The organism is Arthrobacter antibioticus (assembly GCF_030063205.1).
In the GTDB taxonomy this organism is placed as follows: Bacteria; Actinomycetota; Actinomycetes; order Actinomycetales; family Micrococcaceae; genus Specibacter.
The window spans coordinates 287,055-304,991 of record NZ_JASISQ010000001.1; the positions used below are offsets into that span (position 1 = coordinate 287,055).

Here is a 17,937-nt window from a genome sequence, read left to right on the forward strand (position 1 = left end):
AGGTTCATATTTGGAACGCCACCGATAAGAAGGCTCGAATCCACCAATTAGGCAGCTATCGCTAAATGCTCCTGTCGTGGGTGCTGTCGTACCGCGTGGCGGACGCATCCTGCATGAGGGCACCGAACATCTCGGTTATGTAGACAGCGACACTCGCATGTTGGGCAATCAGGTCGGCGCTCGCGCCGAGTGCCACGCGCACTGGATCCAGCGCTGGCGTAGCTGGGTCAGCGGCGGCAGCACGCAACATTGCCAGGCGCTGTGGCCCGGAGGTGTAGCCGAGTTCGAACAGCACCCAGTGGAACAGATGCATCAGGGCAGTATCACGGTCAAAGCCTTCGTGCGCGACCATGGAGGCTCTCTCCTCCGGGGTGAGGTCGAACTCGCGGTAGATCGCCAGACCGAAGTCCGTGAGGAGCAGCCGGCCCTCCCGTACAAGGATGTTTCCCGGATGCACATCGAAGTGCTGGAACCCTTGTGTCTTCATCCATGTCGTGGCGTCGGTGATCTGGCCGATCACATCAGCGAACACGTCCTCCCCGGTGCCGTCGGTCAAGCTCCTGCGCACCCAAGCGCCCAGCGTCTCGGGCACGTATTCAAGAAAAAGCACCACGCTCTTGGACGCGTCCTTCATCGCGGTGATTTTTCTCTTGACCTGGGGCCAATGGGTCCCCCACTGGCGTTGGGGCACATCGCCGTCAAATTCACTGAGGTCTGCATCGCACTTCAGATCAACGACCCGCCATCCGAGCAAAAGCGGGAAGAAATCCGCCGCTCCTGCCTGAACCCACTCGGTGGTCGCTTGGTGTGCCGCCAATTCTCGCCCGACTCCGTGGGTAGGGCTTCCTATCCCGTAGTGGCTGACAAAGGGAAGCTGGACTCGACTGGAAGTGGTGGTTGGATCCGCCTCTTCAATGCTTGTGAGTGGGAGCTGTTTCACGAAGACGGTCGTTTCACCGATGCGGGCTGTCTTGGTTGCTCCCCCGATGCCTACGCCAACGGGCTCGGCAGCACCGATGAGCGTTCGCACGTCTTCGTCATCGAGGCCGGCGAGCACATCGGAGATACTTCGGGCTTCATCAGTACGTGCCGTCATCACTCCACCCTAAGGGCTGGCCCTTGCCGAGCTGGGCACATCAGCACTCTTCCAACTGTCCCGCAGACCGTTCCTCATTGGGACGAGAGTTGAGCCCACTGACCACTTCATCAGTACGCCCACATGCAAGTCGACGCCATTGATGAGCGAACCGCTTTCGATGCAGCTGCCGGATCTGACAGAGTGAGTCCATGGATATCACTTTGTTGCTCGTCGTTCTGATTCTCATCGTGATGTTTGCAAGCATCAGCATTGTTGGTGCGTTGCATCGGATTCGCAACGCGAGTGAAAAAGCACTCGCCATTCTGGAAAGTCAGACCGCTCGGCAGAATACGGACAACTCGTCCCAGTAGCGGTTCGGCTTGCGGGTGTGGAATCCCGGTGCTGACGACTTCTGACGGCGATGTGTAGCCGGTTTAAAGAAAATGACAGTAGCGGTAAGGTGTTAGGCATTCGCTAGTCTGCATTTCGGCTGGCAACCACATCGGTCACATCGGTCTTTTGGGGGAAATATGTTGACGACGTTCATGCGGTCCGTGAGTGCAGATCCCGCCATTCCTGTACCCTGGATGGTGTTTCAGTTCGTAGTATCACTGGTGCTGGTCGTGTTGTTGGTCGCATCTTTGGTAAGCATCGTGCGGACTAAGAATCAGCCGCCAGCCCGAATCATCTTATGGGTACTGATTATTTTTCTCCTGCCGTTCATTGGTCCTATCTTCTGGTTTATCGGCAGACGAAAGGCGCCAGAGTCTATCCACTCACTGCCATCCTGAATCTAGACAAGGCACGGCCTCCACGACCCATGTCGCAAATTCGCTAGCGACGACACCCTCGTGCTCCTGCATCCGGTGAAGGTTCCGCCTACGGGCGGCGTCGCGCGGAATTGCTTTCTAGACGTTGAAGAATGGACGGGCTTTTGCCAGGCCGGTAACGACCAAATCCGCTGGTTCGGTCGGTACCCAATCTGAAGCATCGAGGCGAAGACGGTCGGAGACGATGGCTCGCCCGGCGAGAACGTCCCGCGAGATGCCATCGTGAAGATATCCGAGCTTACGCGAGACGCCCTGCGAACCAACATTGTCCTGGAACACCTCGGTCAGCGCGGTGACGGCTCCCAGTCCCTCAAAAGCAAGACTCAGCAAGGCCGTCCGGGCCTCAGTACCAATACCCTGCCGGTGAAATTCAAAGCCAAGCCACGACTCGGTTTTTACTTCACGCAGTACAGGAAAATTGCGTGCCTTCAGCGTGGCCATGCCTACTGGCTGGCCTCCTCGGAATACGCCCATTTCCAAGGCCCAATCCTCTCTACACCACGCGCCCCGTCGGCTCCAATGTTGCTGCATCACGTGAAGTGCCCGCTCACGAGGCGGAAAATTCGTCCATGGTGTCAGAAACGGCTGCTCGCCAGGTTCGTGTACGCCGTTGGCCGCGACCTGAGCCAGCTCGGATAACTCTTCATCGTTAGGACCGCGGAGTTCCAACCGCTTGGTTGCAAGCTTCAAGTGGGCGAGAGGCCAGTAATCGTTCAGCACTTCGCCAGTATGGCAAGCCTGCTGCCACCGGTTCACGTTGAGGCATGCGAGAACTCGCATGCCTCTTGCCGCTACTGTCCCGCAGGAGGTTCCGCATATGGTTGTAGGTAGTAGCTGGCCACATTGTCGTGGCAGTGCCGCACGTGTTTGGAGCAAGGAAGCGCACGACGAAATTAGTTAGCCGAAGAGGTTGCCGAGGCTGATGGGCTCTTACGGATCTAAGACGAGAATGTTTTCCGTAACCTTGGTCCATCCAGGTTCTAGCTTTGCCGTATCCGAACCATCCGCCAGGAGTCTTGCCGATGACACGCCTGCTCCAGCAGACTCGACAATCTGACCAGTACCGGTATTCGGGCCACATCCCACAAACCAATTCGGGGGCTCACCAGGTGGAACTACGGCGAGGCAAGCAGTCTTAGAATCATCGCTTTCCGCAACGAAATAGCGGACCCCATCACGGGTTGCCAGTAGCCGCGCGGTTTCACCATTGACTGGCTCTGGGACCGTAACAAATGCGGGCAAAGCATCTGCCGGCGTAGCATCACGGTTGAGTGCTTTGATTTCTGGTTGACCAGAACAACCACTCAGCAGAAGAACTGCAATACCCGCAGCAGCAACTAGCGAAAATGACGCACGTTTCATGTGATCCCCCATGTCGATTTCACTAGACGCTACAGCAACCGTGTCCAGTGAACCAATGAATCGAACACGACGACGCTCAAGAGCGCGTCCCGGTGACCGTTCCCCTCTGGAACTGCCATGGCACGACTTTCTGGCTCCCGCGTGCGCCTGAATCCACGGGCCGGTATCCGACCGGCTTGCGGCACGGGCCGAAACTCTTATCCGGGCATACCCCTTGCAGGACGGTGCTGTAACTTTTTACGCCGACTTCGACCCCCGCAAGGGTAATCGGTGCCCACAATTTGCTGGCTGCTGAATCCTAGGGGCGGTACCGTCACGTTCGCGAAGACTTATTAGCTAATGACTTATGCATGCAAGTATGAATTCATGGAGATTCGATACCCTACTCCGCTAGTAGCCGGGGATGTAATAGGCGTTACCTCCCCCTCGACTGGTGTGCCAAGATCGCTTACGCGGCGCTTGAATTTTGCGGTACAGCAATTGCGTGACCGTGGTTTCGCGGTGGTTGTGGGCGACTGTATGGACGGTTCCACTCACATCAGCGCACCCGCTCAACAACGAGCCCGTGAGCTAATGAGGATGATTTTGGACCCCACGATCAAAGCCATTGTGCCTCCGTGGGGAGGGGCAACCGCCATTGACCTTATTCCTCACCTTGATTTCGATGCACTCGCTTCCGCAGAACCAACCTGGTTCGTGGGGTACTCCGATATTTCAACGTTACTCACCCCAATCACTCTCCGAACAGGCATGGCAACGCTCCATGGGAGCAACCTCCTGGACACGCCGTATCGTGTCCCGGAATCGTTGATGTCATGGATAGATATCGCTTCACTGCCTACTGGCTCAAGTTTCAAGCAAGCATCACCGGGCGTTTATCGTGTCAATGACTGGGACGATTGGGAAAACCAGCCCGAATTAACTGAAAATACATGGAACGGCACCGGAGCTTGGGAACGGCTCGACACCGGCCAGGACGAGGTAAGCGTTACAGGCCGTCTAATCGGCGGATGCATAGAGACCATGGTCAACCTCGCCGGTACCCCCTACCTGAATTCCGAAGCGTTGCGCAAAGACCACTCTGGGTCCTTGATCGTCTATATAGAAGCTTCCGGTGTTGATGCAACCACGATTTGCCGCCACCTCCACGGTATGCGCTTAGCCGGCTTCTTCGACGGTGCCCAAGCCATTCTCGTGGGACGCACCGGCGCCCCTGACTCGGCAACTCTCACCCAGGCACAGGCGGCCCTCGACGCCCTGGGAACGCTCGGCATACCCATCATCGGCAATGTGGAATGCGGCCATGTCCCGCCACAACTCCCAATCGTCAACGGAGCCCAAGGCCACCTTGTATTCAACGAAAAAGACCAATACCTAGAACAGACTTTGGCCTGATCCTAGGAATCGACTTCAAGCCACCACTCATAGGTGCGGAAGCGGATCAACCAGGCCTTGACCAAGTCCAATAGGCGGGTCGGCCAGAAGATTGTGATTGAAACTCAACAATCGACTTGACAGGTGAACGATGAGTCTTTCAAAGGCCTACCCACATGGCCCTAGGCTGAGTTTCCGTGACTTCACGTCGGAGGACATCCCGGCTGTGCACGAGTTCACCTCAGATCCTGAGGTTACTCGCTGGTCAACATGGGGACCGAATACTTTAGAGCAAACGATTTCCTTTGTTAAGGATGCGGCCCACGCGCACCTGGAAGAGGGCCGATCAGCGTTTTCACTTGCTGCTGTTTTGGAGGGTAAGACCATTGGCTCTGTGGCCATTTGGACTACCGATCCATACGATCACAACGGAGAGCTTGGATACACCTTCCACCGCTCCTACTGGGGAAACGGCTATGCCACCGAAACTACGGTCCAGCCACTTAAATTTGGGTTCGATACGCTCAAACTGGAGCGAATCAGCGCCACCTGCCATCCTGGCAACATCGGTTCAATTCGAGTTCTAGAAAAGAGCGGGTTCACCCTAGAGGGGCGGCTTCGTTCCCACCGATTGGTGCGAGGAGTTCGCAGGGACTCTATGCTCTATTCCATTTTGCGCGATGAACACGCCACCATAAGCCGAGACAATAACTGACTTGAAAAAAGACGAATCACGTTAATCCCACTCAACGTTCCGCATACGGACGCGAAATCGCTGAGTGGAAGACCTTCAATAGTCCTTGCAGTCGATCCTGGACAACAGCAGCTGCTTTCGATTTGTGAGTTCTACTGCGGTGTCGGCGGGGACTTAGTTTCGGTTCCGTGAAGTGCGGTTCTGTCTTTTTTGCATCAGTATCGACATGATGATGAGCAGAACACCGAGGACGGCAGCTAGCAACGCCACTCCTTGATTCTCGAGTGAGTTCGAAATAATCAAACACGCGAAGATGACCACGACAGTGAGGGTTAACCCGATGGGCAAAGGTTTCATTTAGTCTCCGATGATTGAAGATGACTCGCTGTCGGCAGTTCACCGATGATCGAGCAACCAACGGCGTACCAAGGAATTATGCGATTCACGGTGCACTCTCCAACGTATGCGAAACTCGCATGACTATCGAACTCTATTCGAAGACGCACCAGACTGTGATCGCACTAGCGAAATGCTCCACCATGCCCGGATGAGTGGCTGTACCACTGGCGGTTCCGCAGTGAAACATGCTCCGGCAGTGTCACATCAATCTCTCTAATGGTTCTTGGTAGGCACGGTTTCGCGGCTGGGTTGGTTCGGGATTGTTTACGAGAACCGGCCTGTCAGGTGCACGGTGACTTCGTCGCCCATGCCCTTCGCGAGGAGCTTCCGGAACGCCGCACGCAGCGGCATCATGTGAGTACCGCCACCCACGGGCAACATGGTGGCTTCGTAGGGGTAGCCGTCGACGGTGCCACCAATCTTGACTGCTTTGCCGGTGCCGAAGAATTCGGCGGAGTTGGGCATCTGGATGCAGGGCCAGCCGCTGTTGGAGTCAGCAATGACAGTGGCCGTGAATATGGCTTCGAGTTTCTGGTCGGGATGGTCGGGTGTGGTCGTCATGATTCCTCGCTTGGTGTCGTCACAAAGTTGCGGGCTCCGGGTCCGGTGAGTTCATCGGCCTCGACGGGTCTGCCTGACACGGCGAGTAAAAGGACAATTGCGGGGCCGTGTACCTCTGGGCCGTCGCCGTGCTCGAAAGATGTATCGGTAGCGATCAAGCGCAGCCCGTGAGCCTCCTCCTTGCCGCCGCCCATCTTGACGCTGGTCTTCACCTGGTAGGCAAGCGCGCGGGAGACATATGCGGGCGGGTAGTTGCGCCGGATCTTGAGAGGACGGCGAATATCCTCACCGTGTAGGAATACCTCCACCAGTCGAGTGACCAATGCCGCCGGTGGTGTGGCGGTGTGGCTGCGTACTTCCTGAAACGCGTTCAGCGTGTCGTCCGAATTGGCTGCTTTCTCCCGAGTGATCCCGACGGCGTTATCTCGGTCGAAGTCGAAACCAGCAGCCACCATCCGACGCACAAATCCCAGGCGGGTCGTCTTGGCCGAATCCACGAGGTGAGCCAGAACATCGTGGACGTCCCAACCGGGACACGATGACGGAGTGCGCCACTTGTCAGGTTCAAGTCTTGAAAGGTCCTCGATCAGCGCCTGCCGTTCGAAATGTACAGCAGCCCAGATTTCAGCATTGGACAAGTTCGTCATGTAACTATTGTTGCAGTAGTGCTTACTTCTTTACAAGTAGTAGAATGGAATCATGGTTGCGCGAAGATCGTATAGTTCCTACAACGACGGATGCGCGTCGGCGCATGCGCTTGACTTGATCGGGGAACGGTGGGCGCTCATCGTGGTGCGGGAGTTGCTACTAGGCCCCAAACGTTTTCTCGACCTCCAACGCAACATCCCGGGAATCGGTCCAGCCGTCCTTACACACCGATTGCAGGACCTCGAAGAAACTGGCATCGTGGTGCGCAACCAACTTTCAGCACCGGCCAAAGTGATGGTCTACGGACTCACAGAGTGGGGCCTCGGCCTGGAAGCCGTCAACACCGCGTTGTCCTTGTGGGCTGTCAAATCTCCACGCCTGCCGTTCGAAGCCGATATGGGACCTGACACCCTTGTCCTAGCAATGCGCGCGCACGCACGCCCACTGCCTGAAGGCACACCAGAGCGCAGAATTTCGCTGAAACTAAGTGACTCGCGCGTATCTGGGCAGGAGACCGTGGACTACGTGGCCACTATGACAACCACAGAATCCACGATCACAAAGGCGCCCACCGTTGACTCTGTCGATGCGACAATCAGCAGCACCACTAGGGCGTGGAAAGCAGTCATCATCGCAGGGGCATCTATTGAAAGCGAAGATGATATCGCGGTCGTCGGTAATCAAGACGCGGTCCAAATGTTAGTTGACGCCACAAAGCTATAAGCTCACTACTTCCCATAACAAGCGACAGAACTTGAGCCCGAGATCATACTCAGGTTGGGTGCCATGACTGGCCCAATAGACGTTCCACCTATGGTCTGATGTAAGATGTAGGGGTTTGCTCAGGATCTAGTTGACAGTTTAGGGTGAAATTTCGGGGACCGGTTGAGTGGTCTTATTCATTGTCCCAACCTCGATCGGGGTTAGTTTCCCGAGCCGTCGTTGGCGGCGCCGGCGGTGGTAGGTTTTCTCGATCCAGACCACGATGGCCAGGCGTAGTTCTTCACATGTTTTCCAGCGTCTTTGGTTCAGCACGTTCTTTTGCAACAGCCAGAAGAAACTTTCCATCGCGGCATTATCTGCACATGCCCCAACCCGGCCCATGGAGCCTTGCAGCCCCGCGGAGTCGATCAGGCGGACGTATTTCTTCGACCGGAATTGAGAGCCCCGATCGCTATGTATCAACGTGCCTTGCGGGTTTCGTTGACTGATCGCAGACTTCAGCGCGTCAACAGCCACGGCGGCTTTCATACGAGTCGATGGAATAGCCCACAATCCTGTTAGAAAAAACATCCTTCACAGCACAGAGGTACAGCTTGCCCTAGGGAGGGCCAGCGTTCTTCCCGGTACCTCGTCTGCGGTGGATGACGGAGAGGATCCTGTTCTCACTGCATAGCCGGCCAACGCGGGTCTCTGAAGCCATGAAGCCGAGTTCATGGACGAGCTCATCATGGATCAGCCGGTACCCGAACGTGGGATCCTCAGCATGGACATCGAAGGCAGCGTTGACCAGGTGGGCTTCCTCCCGGTCCCGGTCACTGATGGGATGAGCACACCACAGGTAGAAGGCTTGGCGGGAGAATCCTAATACCCTGCAGGTCACCGCGACCGGCACCCTGAGACGGGCTTCCGGGGCGGCCAGTTCACGGACCAGAGGGTACATCATTTTGGGCTATTGTCTCGGGAGAGGTAAGCAACCGCCCGACGCATCACCTCCGCTTCCTGCTCCAAAAGACGGATGCGTTTCTTCGCTTCTCGCAGCTCAACAGATTCATCCTTGACGGCACCAAGGACTAACCCGTCCTCAACGTCAGCGGCCTTCAACCACCGATGCAAAGCAGCATGGGAAACACCAAAGTCCTTCGCGATCTGGACATGGTCGATTCGCCCTTGCGGGCTACCGCGACTACGTCACGGCGGAACTCTTCAGGAAAAGCTTTAGGCATGTTGAACATCCTTCCACTTGCGAGTCAGAAACTCACAAGACAGGTGTCAATCAAACCCTAGGCAGACCGTCCTCAAGGCCGACCCAGACTCAAACACGCCAAGAATCTGCCCCGGAGAGGAAAACGAAATCCAACGTGTCACAGGAGTCCTCTCCTGTGACTCCTTACGACACAATAAAGTCCGTTTTCTGCAGCGACGTCCGTAAGCGTCCCACGCTCCAACCCGAACGGAAATTTCACGGCAGAGAACGCTTCGGTAGATTCGGGAACACGGAGAGCTTGAGGCAAATCGCTCGATCACACTCCCCCGCGTGGAGGCCGACACTGTGCCCACTACACTCAGCACCAAGCAGTGCCACGCCTACGGACGGCGGCGGGAAGACGGCGGCGGGAAGACCGGTGGCGTGCTGCGCCTGCATCAACGATCAGTTCGTTGGGTGCGTCCCAGCAACCATCTCTGCCAGCTTGCTTAGCGTTCCTTCCAGCTCATGCGACTGGACTAGTGGGAAAGTAACGCGTCCAAGTACCTCTTTGTCTGTGACGGCGCTCCAGTCGTAAGTCAGCAACACTTTGGTTGAAGTTGGCGACTGTACCTCCAACTCCCACACCCATTCCCATCCAGCAGGCTCCTTACCTGCATCTGCGGTTTTCCACGCAAGTAGCTTATTGACGTCGTATCCAACCACGTGGTTCTCGGTCTGATACTCGCCACCGAGCTTCTCGAGATACATGTTCATGGTGAAGACCTGCCCGACGGCGGTGATCCGGTCAGTTTTCTCATCGGAACGCACCATCCCCGATCCATCCAGTTCGGCATGGTTAGCCGGAAGACTCAAGACAGCAAAGACTTCCTTTGCTGGAGCATCAATCACTCGGTCAACGGTAAGTTTTTTCTCGGTATCAGCCATACACTAAGCATTGCGCAGTCTCTGAATAAAAACTAGGGCGCCGGGGGTTTACGCTGCAGTGGTCCCGTTACTACGGCAGCGCAGAATGGGTTGGCGGGGCGGCAGCGCCGGAACTTCCAATCATTTTGTCCTTGAGTACCTCGTGGAGAAATGCCATGGCGTCTCCCCCATCAAGACCTAGTGACCGAATGTGATGAACGTACTCTTCTGCTGCTTTCTGCGCTTGTCGTTGAAGAGGGTCGTCATGAACTGAAACGAACGTTCCATGCCTGCCTCGGGATTCGAGGGCACCGTTGAGTTCAAGTTCACGATAGGCACGTGCCACGGTGTTCGGCGCGAGGGCTAGATCGGAGGCCAGTCTTCTAACAGTCGGCAGCCTGGTTCCGGGCTGCAAATCGCCACTCTGGATGAGGTCCAGGACTTGAACCCGAATTTGCTCAAAAGGGGGCACTGGCGAGCGGGGATCAACAAAGAGCATGGTTATGCACCTTGGCCAAGGACAACTTTCGTGGCCCCAATTTCCGGCCACAGGTGATGACGAAAGTAGTTGAAAGAACTGCCGTAGCGAAAAACCATGAAGATCCCGGAACAGCCCAACATGGGAGTTGTTTGGGCAATAATCAGTGCCGTTGATCCCGGAGTTGCGACACCCATGCCCTCTAGCACTGCCAAGCCCATGGCAGAAAAAGCCAACCAAGCCATGACTGTTGCCAGCATCCCCACCTTCAGGACTGTGTGGGCCCGAACAGCATCGTCCCATGCAAGCTCAAGGGTGCTCGATACCGTTTGGGCTTTCTGCATAATTTTTCGTAGAGCTGTCCAGCAGGCAACTTGGACAATGACCGCTATAAACAGAAAGGGAAGAGCCGCACCCTGAAGCAGATTACCTAAATCAATCACACCCACTGTCCCCATTACCAAGCCTGCCACTCCCAGAACAACAGCCAAAAGAGTTATAGCTGGCGCAGACCAGAATCGCCAAGAACTGATGTAATCGGTGACGCTCACTGCTTGGGCCCGGGCCAACCGCGGGACATCTCTACGTGGAGCAGCAACAGCATCCTTCATCATGGCGGCAACATCAAAGAGCGTCGCTCCGATCAGGACGGCAGGAAAAACAGTCAACATGACAAACGAAAATGAGAGAGATGCATTGGGAGTCATAACGAGTTGCCAAGCGGCAACCAATCCACCGGTCAGTCCTCCATAGAACGATGCCTTGTGGCTCCGCCTTAGCCGGACGCGAAGAGATTCTTGAATCTGATCCGTACCCATGGGCAGCCCGACCTGTTGCCAGAACATAAACACCTGCTTGTGCTGGTATCTGCTGCTGTGAACAAATATAAACGCCGCCACGGCGACAAGCACGGCGAATCCTACGGCGAAGCGGTCAACCGATGACTCCAAAAACATAATGCCCCCTCATTGCTATCTGTATCAATGTATCATTACAATCTTTCATGCAAGGATGAGGAATATGACAAACCCGGCCCAGCATGAATTCTCGACACATGAGGGCACATATCGTCAATCTGAAGTGAGCGCCGTCGTTGGTAACGGCGTAGCTTCATGGGAGCGCGCCAGTCATGACGTGCTCTACTGGAAAGTCAAAACCGCCAGTGGGTTCACAGTAGATAGTTCCGGGCCGGTGGTTCCCGGCGAGAACGTGAATGTGACCGCGCGAATGTTTGGCATCAGTGTGGTTGAGCCGGTTCAAGTTGTTTCCGTGGTTCAGGAAAAAGACAGGGTGGGCTTTGCCTATAAAACGCTGCCTGGCCACCCAGTGAGCGGCGAGGAAGCTTTTATTGTGCATCGTCACGGGGAAGAAGTGAGCCTAAGCGTTCGCTCCCTAACCGGGCCGTCACCTGCGCAACCGTGGCGGATGCTGTACCCGCTGCTTTTGATCATTCAGCGGATAGTTCGCCGACGATACTTGCGTGCCCTTCGCTGATTCCCCTTCTCAGCCTTACAACAGACTCCCTTACAACAGACTCTCAGCCGTGCAACAGACTAGGAGCACAGGATGGGCATCAGGCCCTGCAGCAGCACTGGAATCGATAGTGGAGCCGGCATTGGAGCCGCAGCATGGCTTATCGATTCCACGCTGCCATGGCAGCAGTTGGTCGGGTTTGGTCCGGATGGATTCCCTGAGTACACAAGGCTGCGTTTCCTAGTGGACCCCACCAACCCAGCGCAAAGCGAAACTGATGCACCGCCCAACACCGAGAATTTGTCCCAGACCGCTCAACTAATGGCTGCAGTTGAGGTACTCCAACGCCACACCCGCACACCAGATGAACTTTATTTCTGTTTTTGGGATGGCTACGGGTTCATCATGCCTGGCGCGAGGTTTGATGTCCCAGAACGCTCATATTTTCTTTACCATGGGAACCCTACAGAAACTACAGAAACTACAGGAACCACAGAGACCGGCAACACCGAGTGGCGAATCGCCGCCTGCGATCGAGCCCCGAGCCAACTGTGGATTCCGGACCCTGCGTTCATCTGGCCGGCGGACCGCTCTTGGTGTGTGGCCAATGACGTAGACCCGCACTGGGCCGGCATCGGGGCAAGTGGACAAGCCATTGCCGCGCTAAAGGCTGACAAGCGCCTCGATATTGTCTCTGCTGATCCTGCTGCACCCCAACCGGCCTATAGATAGCGTGGAGAAGCGACTCAAACGGGTGGCAAAGTCAACCTACACGAATATGAGCACCCCCTTGGAGTCTCCTGCGAAAAGGTACACGTTACTGAGGTATTGAAACGGAACTGAGGCCTGCTCGCCAACACATCGGTAAGGCGCATCCATGGAACCAATTCGGTTCCTCATGCGCCGGGGAAAATCGAAATGCAAGGCCCGCCACTTTACGTCCTGGCCACGTCCGAACAGTCCTGAAGCAACCCTTGCCTTGCCCTTGATCATCCCGCCGATAGGATGGCATCATGACACAGACACGAGCTGGCGCGCGCCAGACACCGTCATGATGTTCTCTCAGACTCCCCTGCGCCATGTTGGTATAAACGATTTCAATGTGCCTGATCCGGATGCGTGGCCGGCAACTCTTCCTTCTGTTCAACAACTCCTTCGCGACGGGCTCGTATTGGGTCGGGCGACGGTTTTTGTTGGGGAGAACGGGTCTGGTAAATCAACCTTGGTTGAGGCGATCGCCATGGCGTGCGGGGTCAATCCGGAGGGTGGATCCACCCATGCCAGGCATCACAGTCGGCCTACGGAGTCTGATCTACATTCTTTTTTGAAGGTGACGCGCAATGCTGGTGCCAGTAAGTACGGGTATTTTCTGCGTGCGGAGACTATGCACTCGTTCTTTACTTACCTTGAGGAGAACCCCTCCACCGGGCTTCCAGACACCGATTTTCACAGTCTTTCCCACGGCGAATCGTTCTTGGAGCTGATTGTTAGCAGGTTCCGCGGAGGCGGGCTGTGGATACTTGATGAGCCCGAATCGGCACTGTCATTTTCCGGCTGCCTCTCCCTGCTCAGCGTGCTCCAGAAATTAATGGACGACGGCGATTCCCAAGTTATTCTCTCCACGCACTCCCCGCTGTTGGCTTCCCTGCCGGGTGCCGATATTTATGAGGTGGGGCCTTGGGGCCTGCGTCCAAACAGCTGGGACGATCTGGACTTGGTGAAAAACTGGCGCTCATTCATGGACGCCCCGCACCGATTCCTCAAATACCTCTAACTCTTGCTCAACAGGCGCAGGCACAGAGCCAGTTCCGCCCTCCTTGAGAAAGCACCTCCAAGAGAATCCCGCTAAACTCCCATGTGTGAATCAAACGAAAGCCGCCTTCGGCACCAAAACGCTCATCTCTACCGCCGCCGCAGACTTCGTGCTGGTTCTTCTTTTCGCTCTTGCGGGACGCGGTTCTCATCATGAGGCCTTGACGGTGGTGGGTATCCTAGCGACGGCTTGGCCATTCCTGGCCTCTCTTGCTCTGGGCTGGCTGGTATGCCAGAGCTGGAAACACCCGCTACGAATTCTCCCTCAGGGAGTCTGCCTGTGGTTGATCACCGTTGCCGGTGGCATGGCCCTACGCCTGATCTCCGGATCAACAGCAGAACTTCCCTTCGTTGCGGTCGCCACGATCACTCTTGGGGTCTTCTTGCTGGGGCACCGTTTCCTTGCAACCTTCTTCACGCGCCGTCATCGGGGCAGTGATGCAACTCCCGCTTGAGATACCATCGAGATGAGCAAATTTTCTCCCAACCATCACACTCCATGACAAGGAACCCACCTGTGATCACAGCTTTTGTCCTGATCAAAACTGATGCAACGCGGATCCCCGAATCAGCCCAGGAAATCTCCGAACTCAACGGCATCAGCGAAGTTTATTCGGTGACCGGGGAATGGGATCTGATTGCCATTGCCCGCGTGGAGAAACACGAAGACTTAGCCGACGTCATTGCAGATAGACTTTCCAAGGTTAAGTCAGTTGTCTCCACCACCACACAAATCTCTTTTCGCGCATACTCCCAACACGATTTGGATGCCGCGTTTTCTCTCGGCTTCAACAACTAAATCCATAATGCAACTAGAAATTGCTGTCCAGGATGTCCCCGGCGCCACTCTGGCGTCCACGCTTGGGGCCGCTCGCATTGAGTTGTGCTGTGCCCTCCAGCTCGGTGGACTTACTCCATCACAAGGTTTATTAAAAAGCGTCCACGATGCTGAGCCCAGGCTACCTATTCACGCTCTGATCCGTCCCCGTCCCGGCGACTACGTATATGACGAAGCGGCAGTTGCTCTGATGGCTGCGGAGATCAAAGAAGTCCATAGCGGGGGCGCAGCCGGGGTCGTGATTGGAGCGTTGACACCAGTTGGTGGCATAGATTACGCGGCAGTGGAAACCCTTGTTGTAGCTGCTGAGGGCCTGCACATCACCTTCCACCGGGCGGTGGATCACTTAACTTTCGCCGATGCCGTGGCAGCAGTTCCGCGTCTAGCCGACCTTGGCGTGCAACGCATACTGAGCTCGGGCGGCGCTGGACGGGCTGGCGAGGGTCTCCATCAGCTAATTGCCATGCATGAAGCGGCCGCTGGCAGACTCACGGTGATGGCCGGTGGCGGAGTCGATATCGCTGATATTGCCACCTTCCATGCGGCAGGCTTGCGCGACGTGCATCTCTCCGCCAAACGCAACATCTGCCACCTTCCACCAGCACCCATGACGGCGTCAGCACTCGCGCAGGACCACAGCTACTTCAGCACAGACGCCGGACTAGTCAAGCAGGCCGCGCAGGCTGTGCAGAAAACTCAAGAATCTCAAGAAACACTAACGCCGGCCTAGCTTTCGGTGCTCAGCGCAACCCAAGACTTCAGCACGTTGGCTGCGGCACCGCCGTCGATCGCTGCCTCGGCGCGGGCTGCGGCAAATTTCATCCGTTCAAGCAGTGGTCCAGAACTTGACCGCTCATAAGCGACGAGCCCGGCAGCAGCATTGAGCACCACGGCATCACGGATCGGTGAGCGTTCTCCATCCAGAATGCGTTGTACCACTTCAGCATTAAATTCGGCATTCTTCCCGCGCAGGTCCTCTATGGTTGCCCGGGCTATGCCTAGATCCAGCGGATCGAAACTGCTTTGCGTGATTTCATTGTTCCGCACCTCCCAAATACTGGAGGTTCCAGTCGTCGTCAGTTCATCCAGTCCGTCGCTGCCCCTGAAAACCAGGGCGCGGATGTTCCTCGCCGCCAACACGCCAGCCATGAGTGGGGCCATCCGGGCGTCTGCGACACCAATTGCGGAAGCTACAACGCGAGCCGGGTTTGTCAGCGGCCCAAGGAAGTTAAACGCCGTGGGGACACCAATCTCTTTGCGCGCTATGGCGGCGTAACGCATAGACGGGTGGAAGAAGTTCGCGAAACAAAAGGTGATGCCCACTTCGGTGGCAGCAAGGGCTACTTTTTCCAAGGACAGATCCAGGCGAACACCTAATTTTTCTAGTACGTCAGCGGAACCGGCGGCGGAGGAAGATGCCCTGTTTCCGTGTTTGATCACAGTTGCACCTGCCCCGGCACAGACGAGCGCTGCCATGGTGGAGATGTTCACAGTATTGAGTCTGTCCCCTCCAGTGCCCACAATGTCTAAGGCGTCGCCAACAACGTGCAGCGGACGGGCGTTGGCAAGCATTGCCTCGACCAGTCCAGTCACCTCGGCAACAGTCTCGCCCTTGGACCGCAGGGCAACAAGGAAGCCGGCAATCTGAACATCCGTGGCATTTCCGGCCATGATCGTGTTCATAGCCCACTGGGTGTCATCCTGGCTGAGGTCCTCCCCGCCAATCAGGGCAGCGATCAGATTTGGCCACGTGGGGGTGCTTGGGGATGCGTTTTGGAGAGGATTCACTCTCAAGATGTTAGACGAAAGTGAACCCAACGCACGGATTGTGACCATTGACACAGAAGACATGTTGTGCATGGGCAACTGTGATTAACCTGTGAATTCCCCGGAATTTCGCAAGTTTGTAGAAAAAGATCCGTGACTCGGAGTTTTGCATTGGGAACTCTGGGGTTTTATAGACATAATGTCTATGTGACAACTGTGACCCATGCCCCCAGTAATCCGGCGCATCCGACACTGAATCGACCGAACATGGTTTCTGTAGGAACCGTAGTTTGGTTGGCCAGTGAGCTGATGTTCTTCGCCGGCCTTTTTGCCATGTACTTCACGCTGCGTTCCACCACTGGTGGGATGTGGGCAGAAGAAACGGCGAAGCTGAACTTCCCGTTCGCCCTTGTGAACACTCTGATCCTGGTTTCTAGCTCATTTAGCTGCCAGATGGGTGTGTTTACTGCGGAGAACCTTCGGCCTCGCCGCACGGGACGCCGCTTCCAATTCTCCCAATGGGGAATGACGGAGTGGTTCCTGTTGACCTTCGTTCTTGGAGCCATCTTCGTGGCCGGTCAGACGACCGAATACGCCATGCTGACCTCCGAGTACGTGACACTGAACTCAAACCCCTATGGCTCCGCCTTCTACATTACGACCGGCTTCCACGGCCTGCACGTTCTCGGTGGGCTTATTGCATTCCTCCTCATTATTGGACGCGCCTACGCGGCCAAGAAGTTTGGACACTTCGAAGCCACCAGCGCAATCGTGACTTCTTACTACTGGCACTTTGTGGATGTCGTGTGGATTGGCCTCTTCTTGGTCATCTACGTCCTCAAGTAAGCTGACAAACAGCTCACTTCTACACGTAAGAATTAGCATTTGCGGCCCTCACCCGGGGCTGCTGGATACAGATCAAAGGAACCACCAAGTGAAGGCACTCTCGCAGAAGCGACGTCATCCGCTGGCAGCACTAGCGCTGCTGGTGCTTGGGCTCATGCTGACAGGTGGGTTATACGCCGTTGTCACAACCGTGAATGAGGCCAAGGCCGATACCACCACTTTTACAGCGCAGCAGGTGGACGAGGGCGAGAAGCTCTTCGTCGCCAACTGCGCCACCTGTCACGGCCTAGGCGCCAGCGGCACGGACGCTGGACCGTCCCTGGCCGGAGTTGGCGCTGCAGCCGTCGACTTCCAGGTCGGCACTGGGCGCATGCCCATGCAGATGCAAGGGCCCCAGGCGCGTCAGAAACCGCAGCAATTCACCACTGAACAAACCCGTGAATTGGCCGCCTACGTTGCCACGTTGGGCGACGGACCGGCTCTGCCGGAGGAGCAGTACATCGACGGCGGCGGCGACGCAGCTGTGGGTGGCGAACTCTTCCGAGTTAACTGCGCCATGTGCCACAACGCTGCTGCAGCCGGTGGAGCATTGACTCGCGGCAAGTTTGCACCGCCACTGGACGGTGTAACCAGCAGCCACATGTACAGTGCCATGGTGACCGGGCCGCAGAACATGCCGGTGTTCAACGACGCCAACATCAGCCCTGAGGGCAAACGCGACATCATCACGTTCTTGAACACCATTGAGAACCAGGGCTCACCTGGCGGCGCCAAGCTCGGCTCACTAGGACCAGTATCCGAGGGCTTGTTCCTTTGGACTGCTGTATTGGGTGTCATCATCGGCTTCACCATCTGGTTGACCTCACGTACTTCCTAGTACAAGAAGCTACAGATACTGGCTGCACTGGCAGCCGCGAGAAACTTACATTACGACCCCGGGAACG

Annotated in this window: 22 protein-coding genes and 1 pseudogene; 13 read left to right on the top strand and 10 right to left on the bottom strand. The window is 56.2% G+C overall.

Features of this window, described 5'->3' with window-relative positions; translation table 11 throughout:
• Positions 1–61: 61 nt before the first annotated feature.
• Positions 62–1,096 (bottom strand): protein kinase domain-containing protein, encoded by a 1,035-nt coding sequence (locus QMG40_RS01345; protein WP_283527132.1) that lies wholly within the window; start codon positions 1,094–1,096, stop codon positions 62–64.
• A 191-nt stretch (positions 1,097–1,287) separates the two neighbouring features.
• Between QMG40_RS01345 and QMG40_RS01350 the strand changes: the two genes are divergently transcribed.
• Together QMG40_RS01350 and QMG40_RS17345 are read left to right on the top strand one after the other, a co-directional pair.
• Positions 1,288–1,449, top strand: a complete 162-nt coding sequence (locus QMG40_RS01350) for a hypothetical protein (RefSeq protein ID WP_283527134.1) — start codon at positions 1,288–1,290, stop codon at positions 1,447–1,449.
• A 216-nt stretch (positions 1,450–1,665) separates the two neighbouring features.
• A complete protein-coding gene (locus QMG40_RS17345) occupies positions 1,666–1,869 on the top strand; it encodes a PLD nuclease N-terminal domain-containing protein (RefSeq protein ID WP_459252951.1) in 204 nt (67 codons plus the stop codon).
• A gap of 117 nt (positions 1,870–1,986) precedes the next feature.
• On the opposite strand, the gene QMG40_RS01355 is transcribed toward QMG40_RS17345, so the two are convergent.
• Positions 1,987–2,628, bottom strand: a complete 642-nt coding sequence (locus QMG40_RS01355) for a GNAT family N-acetyltransferase (RefSeq protein ID WP_283527136.1) — start codon at positions 2,626–2,628, stop codon at positions 1,987–1,989.
• A gap of 210 nt (positions 2,629–2,838) precedes the next feature.
• On the bottom strand, positions 2,839–3,270 hold the full coding sequence (locus QMG40_RS01360; RefSeq protein WP_283527138.1) for a hypothetical protein: 432 nt from the start codon (positions 3,268–3,270) through the stop codon (positions 2,839–2,841).
• Positions 3,271–3,636: 366 nt separating this feature from the next.
• On the opposite strand from QMG40_RS01360, the gene QMG40_RS01365 reads away from it, so the two are divergent.
• Positions 3,637–4,665, top strand: a complete 1,029-nt coding sequence (locus tag QMG40_RS01365) for a S66 family peptidase (protein ID WP_283527141.1) — start codon at positions 3,637–3,639, stop codon at positions 4,663–4,665.
• 130 nt (positions 4,666–4,795) lie between these two features.
• Entirely contained in the window at positions 4,796–5,359 is a 564-nt protein-coding gene (locus tag QMG40_RS01370) for a GNAT family N-acetyltransferase (RefSeq protein WP_283527143.1), read from the top strand.
• A 642-nt stretch (positions 5,360–6,001) separates the two neighbouring features.
• Here QMG40_RS01370 and QMG40_RS01375 read toward each other — a convergent pair.
• Positions 6,002–6,298 carry a DUF1905 domain-containing protein gene (locus QMG40_RS01375; RefSeq protein ID WP_283527145.1) on the bottom strand — a complete coding sequence of 99 codons (297 nt, stop codon included), beginning with the start codon at positions 6,296–6,298 and terminating at the stop codon, positions 6,002–6,004.
• Positions 6,295–6,945 (bottom strand): maleylpyruvate isomerase family mycothiol-dependent enzyme, encoded by a 651-nt coding sequence (locus QMG40_RS01380; RefSeq protein ID WP_283527147.1) that lies wholly within the window; start codon positions 6,943–6,945, stop codon positions 6,295–6,297. Before QMG40_RS01380 ends, QMG40_RS01375 begins: the two co-directional genes overlap by 4 nt.
• A 52-nt stretch (positions 6,946–6,997) precedes the next feature.
• On the opposite strand from QMG40_RS01380, the gene QMG40_RS01385 reads away from it, so the two are divergent.
• Entirely contained in the window at positions 6,998–7,669 is a 672-nt protein-coding gene (locus QMG40_RS01385; RefSeq protein WP_283527149.1) for a winged helix-turn-helix transcriptional regulator, read from the top strand.
• A 138-nt stretch (positions 7,670–7,807) separates the two neighbouring features.
• On the opposite strand, the pseudogene QMG40_RS01390 reads toward QMG40_RS01385, so the two are convergent.
• The 4 genes and pseudogenes from QMG40_RS01390 to QMG40_RS01405 form a co-directional block, all read right to left on the bottom strand.
• Positions 7,808–8,892, bottom strand: a pseudogene (locus tag QMG40_RS01390) (IS3 family transposase).
• Between the two features lie 425 nt (positions 8,893–9,317).
• A complete protein-coding gene (locus QMG40_RS01395; protein ID WP_283527151.1) occupies positions 9,318–9,800 on the bottom strand; it encodes an SRPBCC family protein in 483 nt (160 codons plus the stop codon).
• 70 nt (positions 9,801–9,870) lie between these two features.
• The gene (locus tag QMG40_RS01400) at positions 9,871–10,278 is read right to left on the bottom strand and encodes a GntR family transcriptional regulator (RefSeq protein WP_283527153.1); all 408 of its coding nucleotides are present in this window, start codon (positions 10,276–10,278) and stop codon (positions 9,871–9,873) included.
• Positions 10,279–10,280: 2 nt separating this feature from the next.
• Positions 10,281–11,213 carry a hypothetical protein gene (locus tag QMG40_RS01405; protein ID WP_283527155.1) on the bottom strand — a complete coding sequence of 311 codons (933 nt, stop codon included), beginning with the start codon at positions 11,211–11,213 and terminating at the stop codon, positions 10,281–10,283.
• Positions 11,214–11,277: 64 nt separating this feature from the next.
• Here QMG40_RS01405 and QMG40_RS01410 point away from each other — a divergent pair, with 64 nt between their 5' ends.
• From QMG40_RS01410 to QMG40_RS01435, 6 genes are all read left to right on the top strand, one after another.
• Entirely contained in the window at positions 11,278–11,751 is a 474-nt protein-coding gene (locus QMG40_RS01410; RefSeq protein WP_283527157.1) for a DUF1990 family protein, read from the top strand.
• A gap of 72 nt (positions 11,752–11,823) precedes the next feature.
• Entirely contained in the window at positions 11,824–12,462 is a 639-nt protein-coding gene (locus QMG40_RS01415) for a hypothetical protein (protein WP_283527159.1), read from the top strand.
• A gap of 145 nt (positions 12,463–12,607) precedes the next feature.
• Positions 12,608–13,504, top strand: a complete 897-nt coding sequence (locus QMG40_RS01420) for an AAA family ATPase (RefSeq protein WP_349361582.1) — start codon at positions 12,608–12,610, stop codon at positions 13,502–13,504.
• Between the two features lie 85 nt (positions 13,505–13,589).
• Positions 13,590–13,997: a DUF3054 domain-containing protein gene (locus QMG40_RS01425; RefSeq protein WP_283527161.1), complete on the top strand. Its 408-nt coding sequence runs from the start codon at positions 13,590–13,592 to the stop codon at positions 13,995–13,997.
• Positions 13,998–14,059: 62 nt separating this feature from the next.
• The gene (locus tag QMG40_RS01430; RefSeq protein ID WP_283527163.1) at positions 14,060–14,341 is read left to right on the top strand and encodes an Lrp/AsnC family transcriptional regulator; all 282 of its coding nucleotides are present in this window, start codon (positions 14,060–14,062) and stop codon (positions 14,339–14,341) included.
• Between the two features lie 7 nt (positions 14,342–14,348).
• On the top strand, positions 14,349–15,110 hold the full coding sequence (locus QMG40_RS01435; protein WP_283527165.1) for a copper homeostasis protein CutC: 762 nt from the start codon (positions 14,349–14,351) through the stop codon (positions 15,108–15,110).
• On the opposite strand, the gene trpD is transcribed toward QMG40_RS01435, so the two are convergent.
• Complete coding sequence (trpD, locus tag QMG40_RS01440) at positions 15,107–16,168, bottom strand: anthranilate phosphoribosyltransferase (protein ID WP_283527167.1); 1,062 nt, start codon at positions 16,166–16,168, stop codon at positions 15,107–15,109. The two genes, QMG40_RS01435 and trpD, sit on opposite strands and share 4 nt — an antisense overlap.
• 186 nt (positions 16,169–16,354) lie before the next feature.
• On the opposite strand from trpD, the gene ctaE reads away from it, so the two are divergent.
• Together ctaE and qcrC are read left to right on the top strand one after the other, a co-directional pair.
• Positions 16,355–16,993: an aa3-type cytochrome oxidase subunit III gene (ctaE, locus tag QMG40_RS01445; RefSeq protein WP_283527169.1), complete on the top strand. Its 639-nt coding sequence runs from the start codon at positions 16,355–16,357 to the stop codon at positions 16,991–16,993.
• 88 nt (positions 16,994–17,081) lie between these two features.
• Positions 17,082–17,870, top strand: a complete 789-nt coding sequence (qcrC, locus tag QMG40_RS01450; protein ID WP_283527172.1) for a cytochrome bc1 complex diheme cytochrome c subunit — start codon at positions 17,082–17,084, stop codon at positions 17,868–17,870.
• Positions 17,871–17,937: the final 67 nt, after the last annotated feature.

What these genes read in the sequence shown, in the direction of transcription:
- QMG40_RS17345 (WP_459252951.1), top strand. Translation starts at nt 1,666, where the DNA reads ATGGTGTTTCAGTTCGTAGTATCACTGGTGCTGGTCGTGTTGTTGGTC.
- QMG40_RS01410 (WP_283527157.1), top strand. Translation starts at nt 11,278, where the DNA reads ATGACAAACCCGGCCCAGCATGAATTCTCGACACATGAGGGCACATAT.
- QMG40_RS01345 (WP_283527132.1), bottom strand. Translation starts at nt 1,096, where the DNA reads ATGACGGCACGTACTGATGAAGCCCGAAGTATCTCCGATGTGCTCGCC.
- QMG40_RS01385 (WP_283527149.1), top strand. Translation starts at nt 6,998, where the DNA reads ATGGTTGCGCGAAGATCGTATAGTTCCTACAACGACGGATGCGCGTCG.
- QMG40_RS01420 (WP_349361582.1), top strand. Translation starts at nt 12,608, where the DNA reads ATGGAACCAATTCGGTTCCTCATGCGCCGGGGAAAATCGAAATGCAAG.
- QMG40_RS01360 (WP_283527138.1), bottom strand. Translation starts at nt 3,270, where the DNA reads ATGAAACGTGCGTCATTTTCGCTAGTTGCTGCTGCGGGTATTGCAGTT.
- QMG40_RS01395 (WP_283527151.1), bottom strand. Translation starts at nt 9,800, where the DNA reads ATGGCTGATACCGAGAAAAAACTTACCGTTGACCGAGTGATTGATGCT.
- QMG40_RS01365 (WP_283527141.1), top strand. Translation starts at nt 3,637, where the DNA reads ATGGAGATTCGATACCCTACTCCGCTAGTAGCCGGGGATGTAATAGGC.
- QMG40_RS01405 (WP_283527155.1), bottom strand. Translation starts at nt 11,213, where the DNA reads ATGTTTTTGGAGTCATCGGTTGACCGCTTCGCCGTAGGATTCGCCGTG.
- QMG40_RS01400 (WP_283527153.1), bottom strand. Translation starts at nt 10,278, where the DNA reads ATGCTCTTTGTTGATCCCCGCTCGCCAGTGCCCCCTTTTGAGCAAATT.
- QMG40_RS01435 (WP_283527165.1), top strand. Translation starts at nt 14,349, where the DNA reads ATGCAACTAGAAATTGCTGTCCAGGATGTCCCCGGCGCCACTCTGGCG.
- QMG40_RS01375 (WP_283527145.1), bottom strand. Translation starts at nt 6,298, where the DNA reads ATGACGACCACACCCGACCATCCCGACCAGAAACTCGAAGCCATATTC.
- QMG40_RS01350 (WP_283527134.1), top strand. Translation starts at nt 1,288, where the DNA reads ATGGATATCACTTTGTTGCTCGTCGTTCTGATTCTCATCGTGATGTTT.
- QMG40_RS01380 (WP_283527147.1), bottom strand. Translation starts at nt 6,945, where the DNA reads ATGACGAACTTGTCCAATGCTGAAATCTGGGCTGCTGTACATTTCGAA.
- QMG40_RS01370 (WP_283527143.1), top strand. Translation starts at nt 4,796, where the DNA reads ATGAGTCTTTCAAAGGCCTACCCACATGGCCCTAGGCTGAGTTTCCGT.
- QMG40_RS01415 (WP_283527159.1), top strand. Translation starts at nt 11,824, where the DNA reads ATGGGCATCAGGCCCTGCAGCAGCACTGGAATCGATAGTGGAGCCGGC.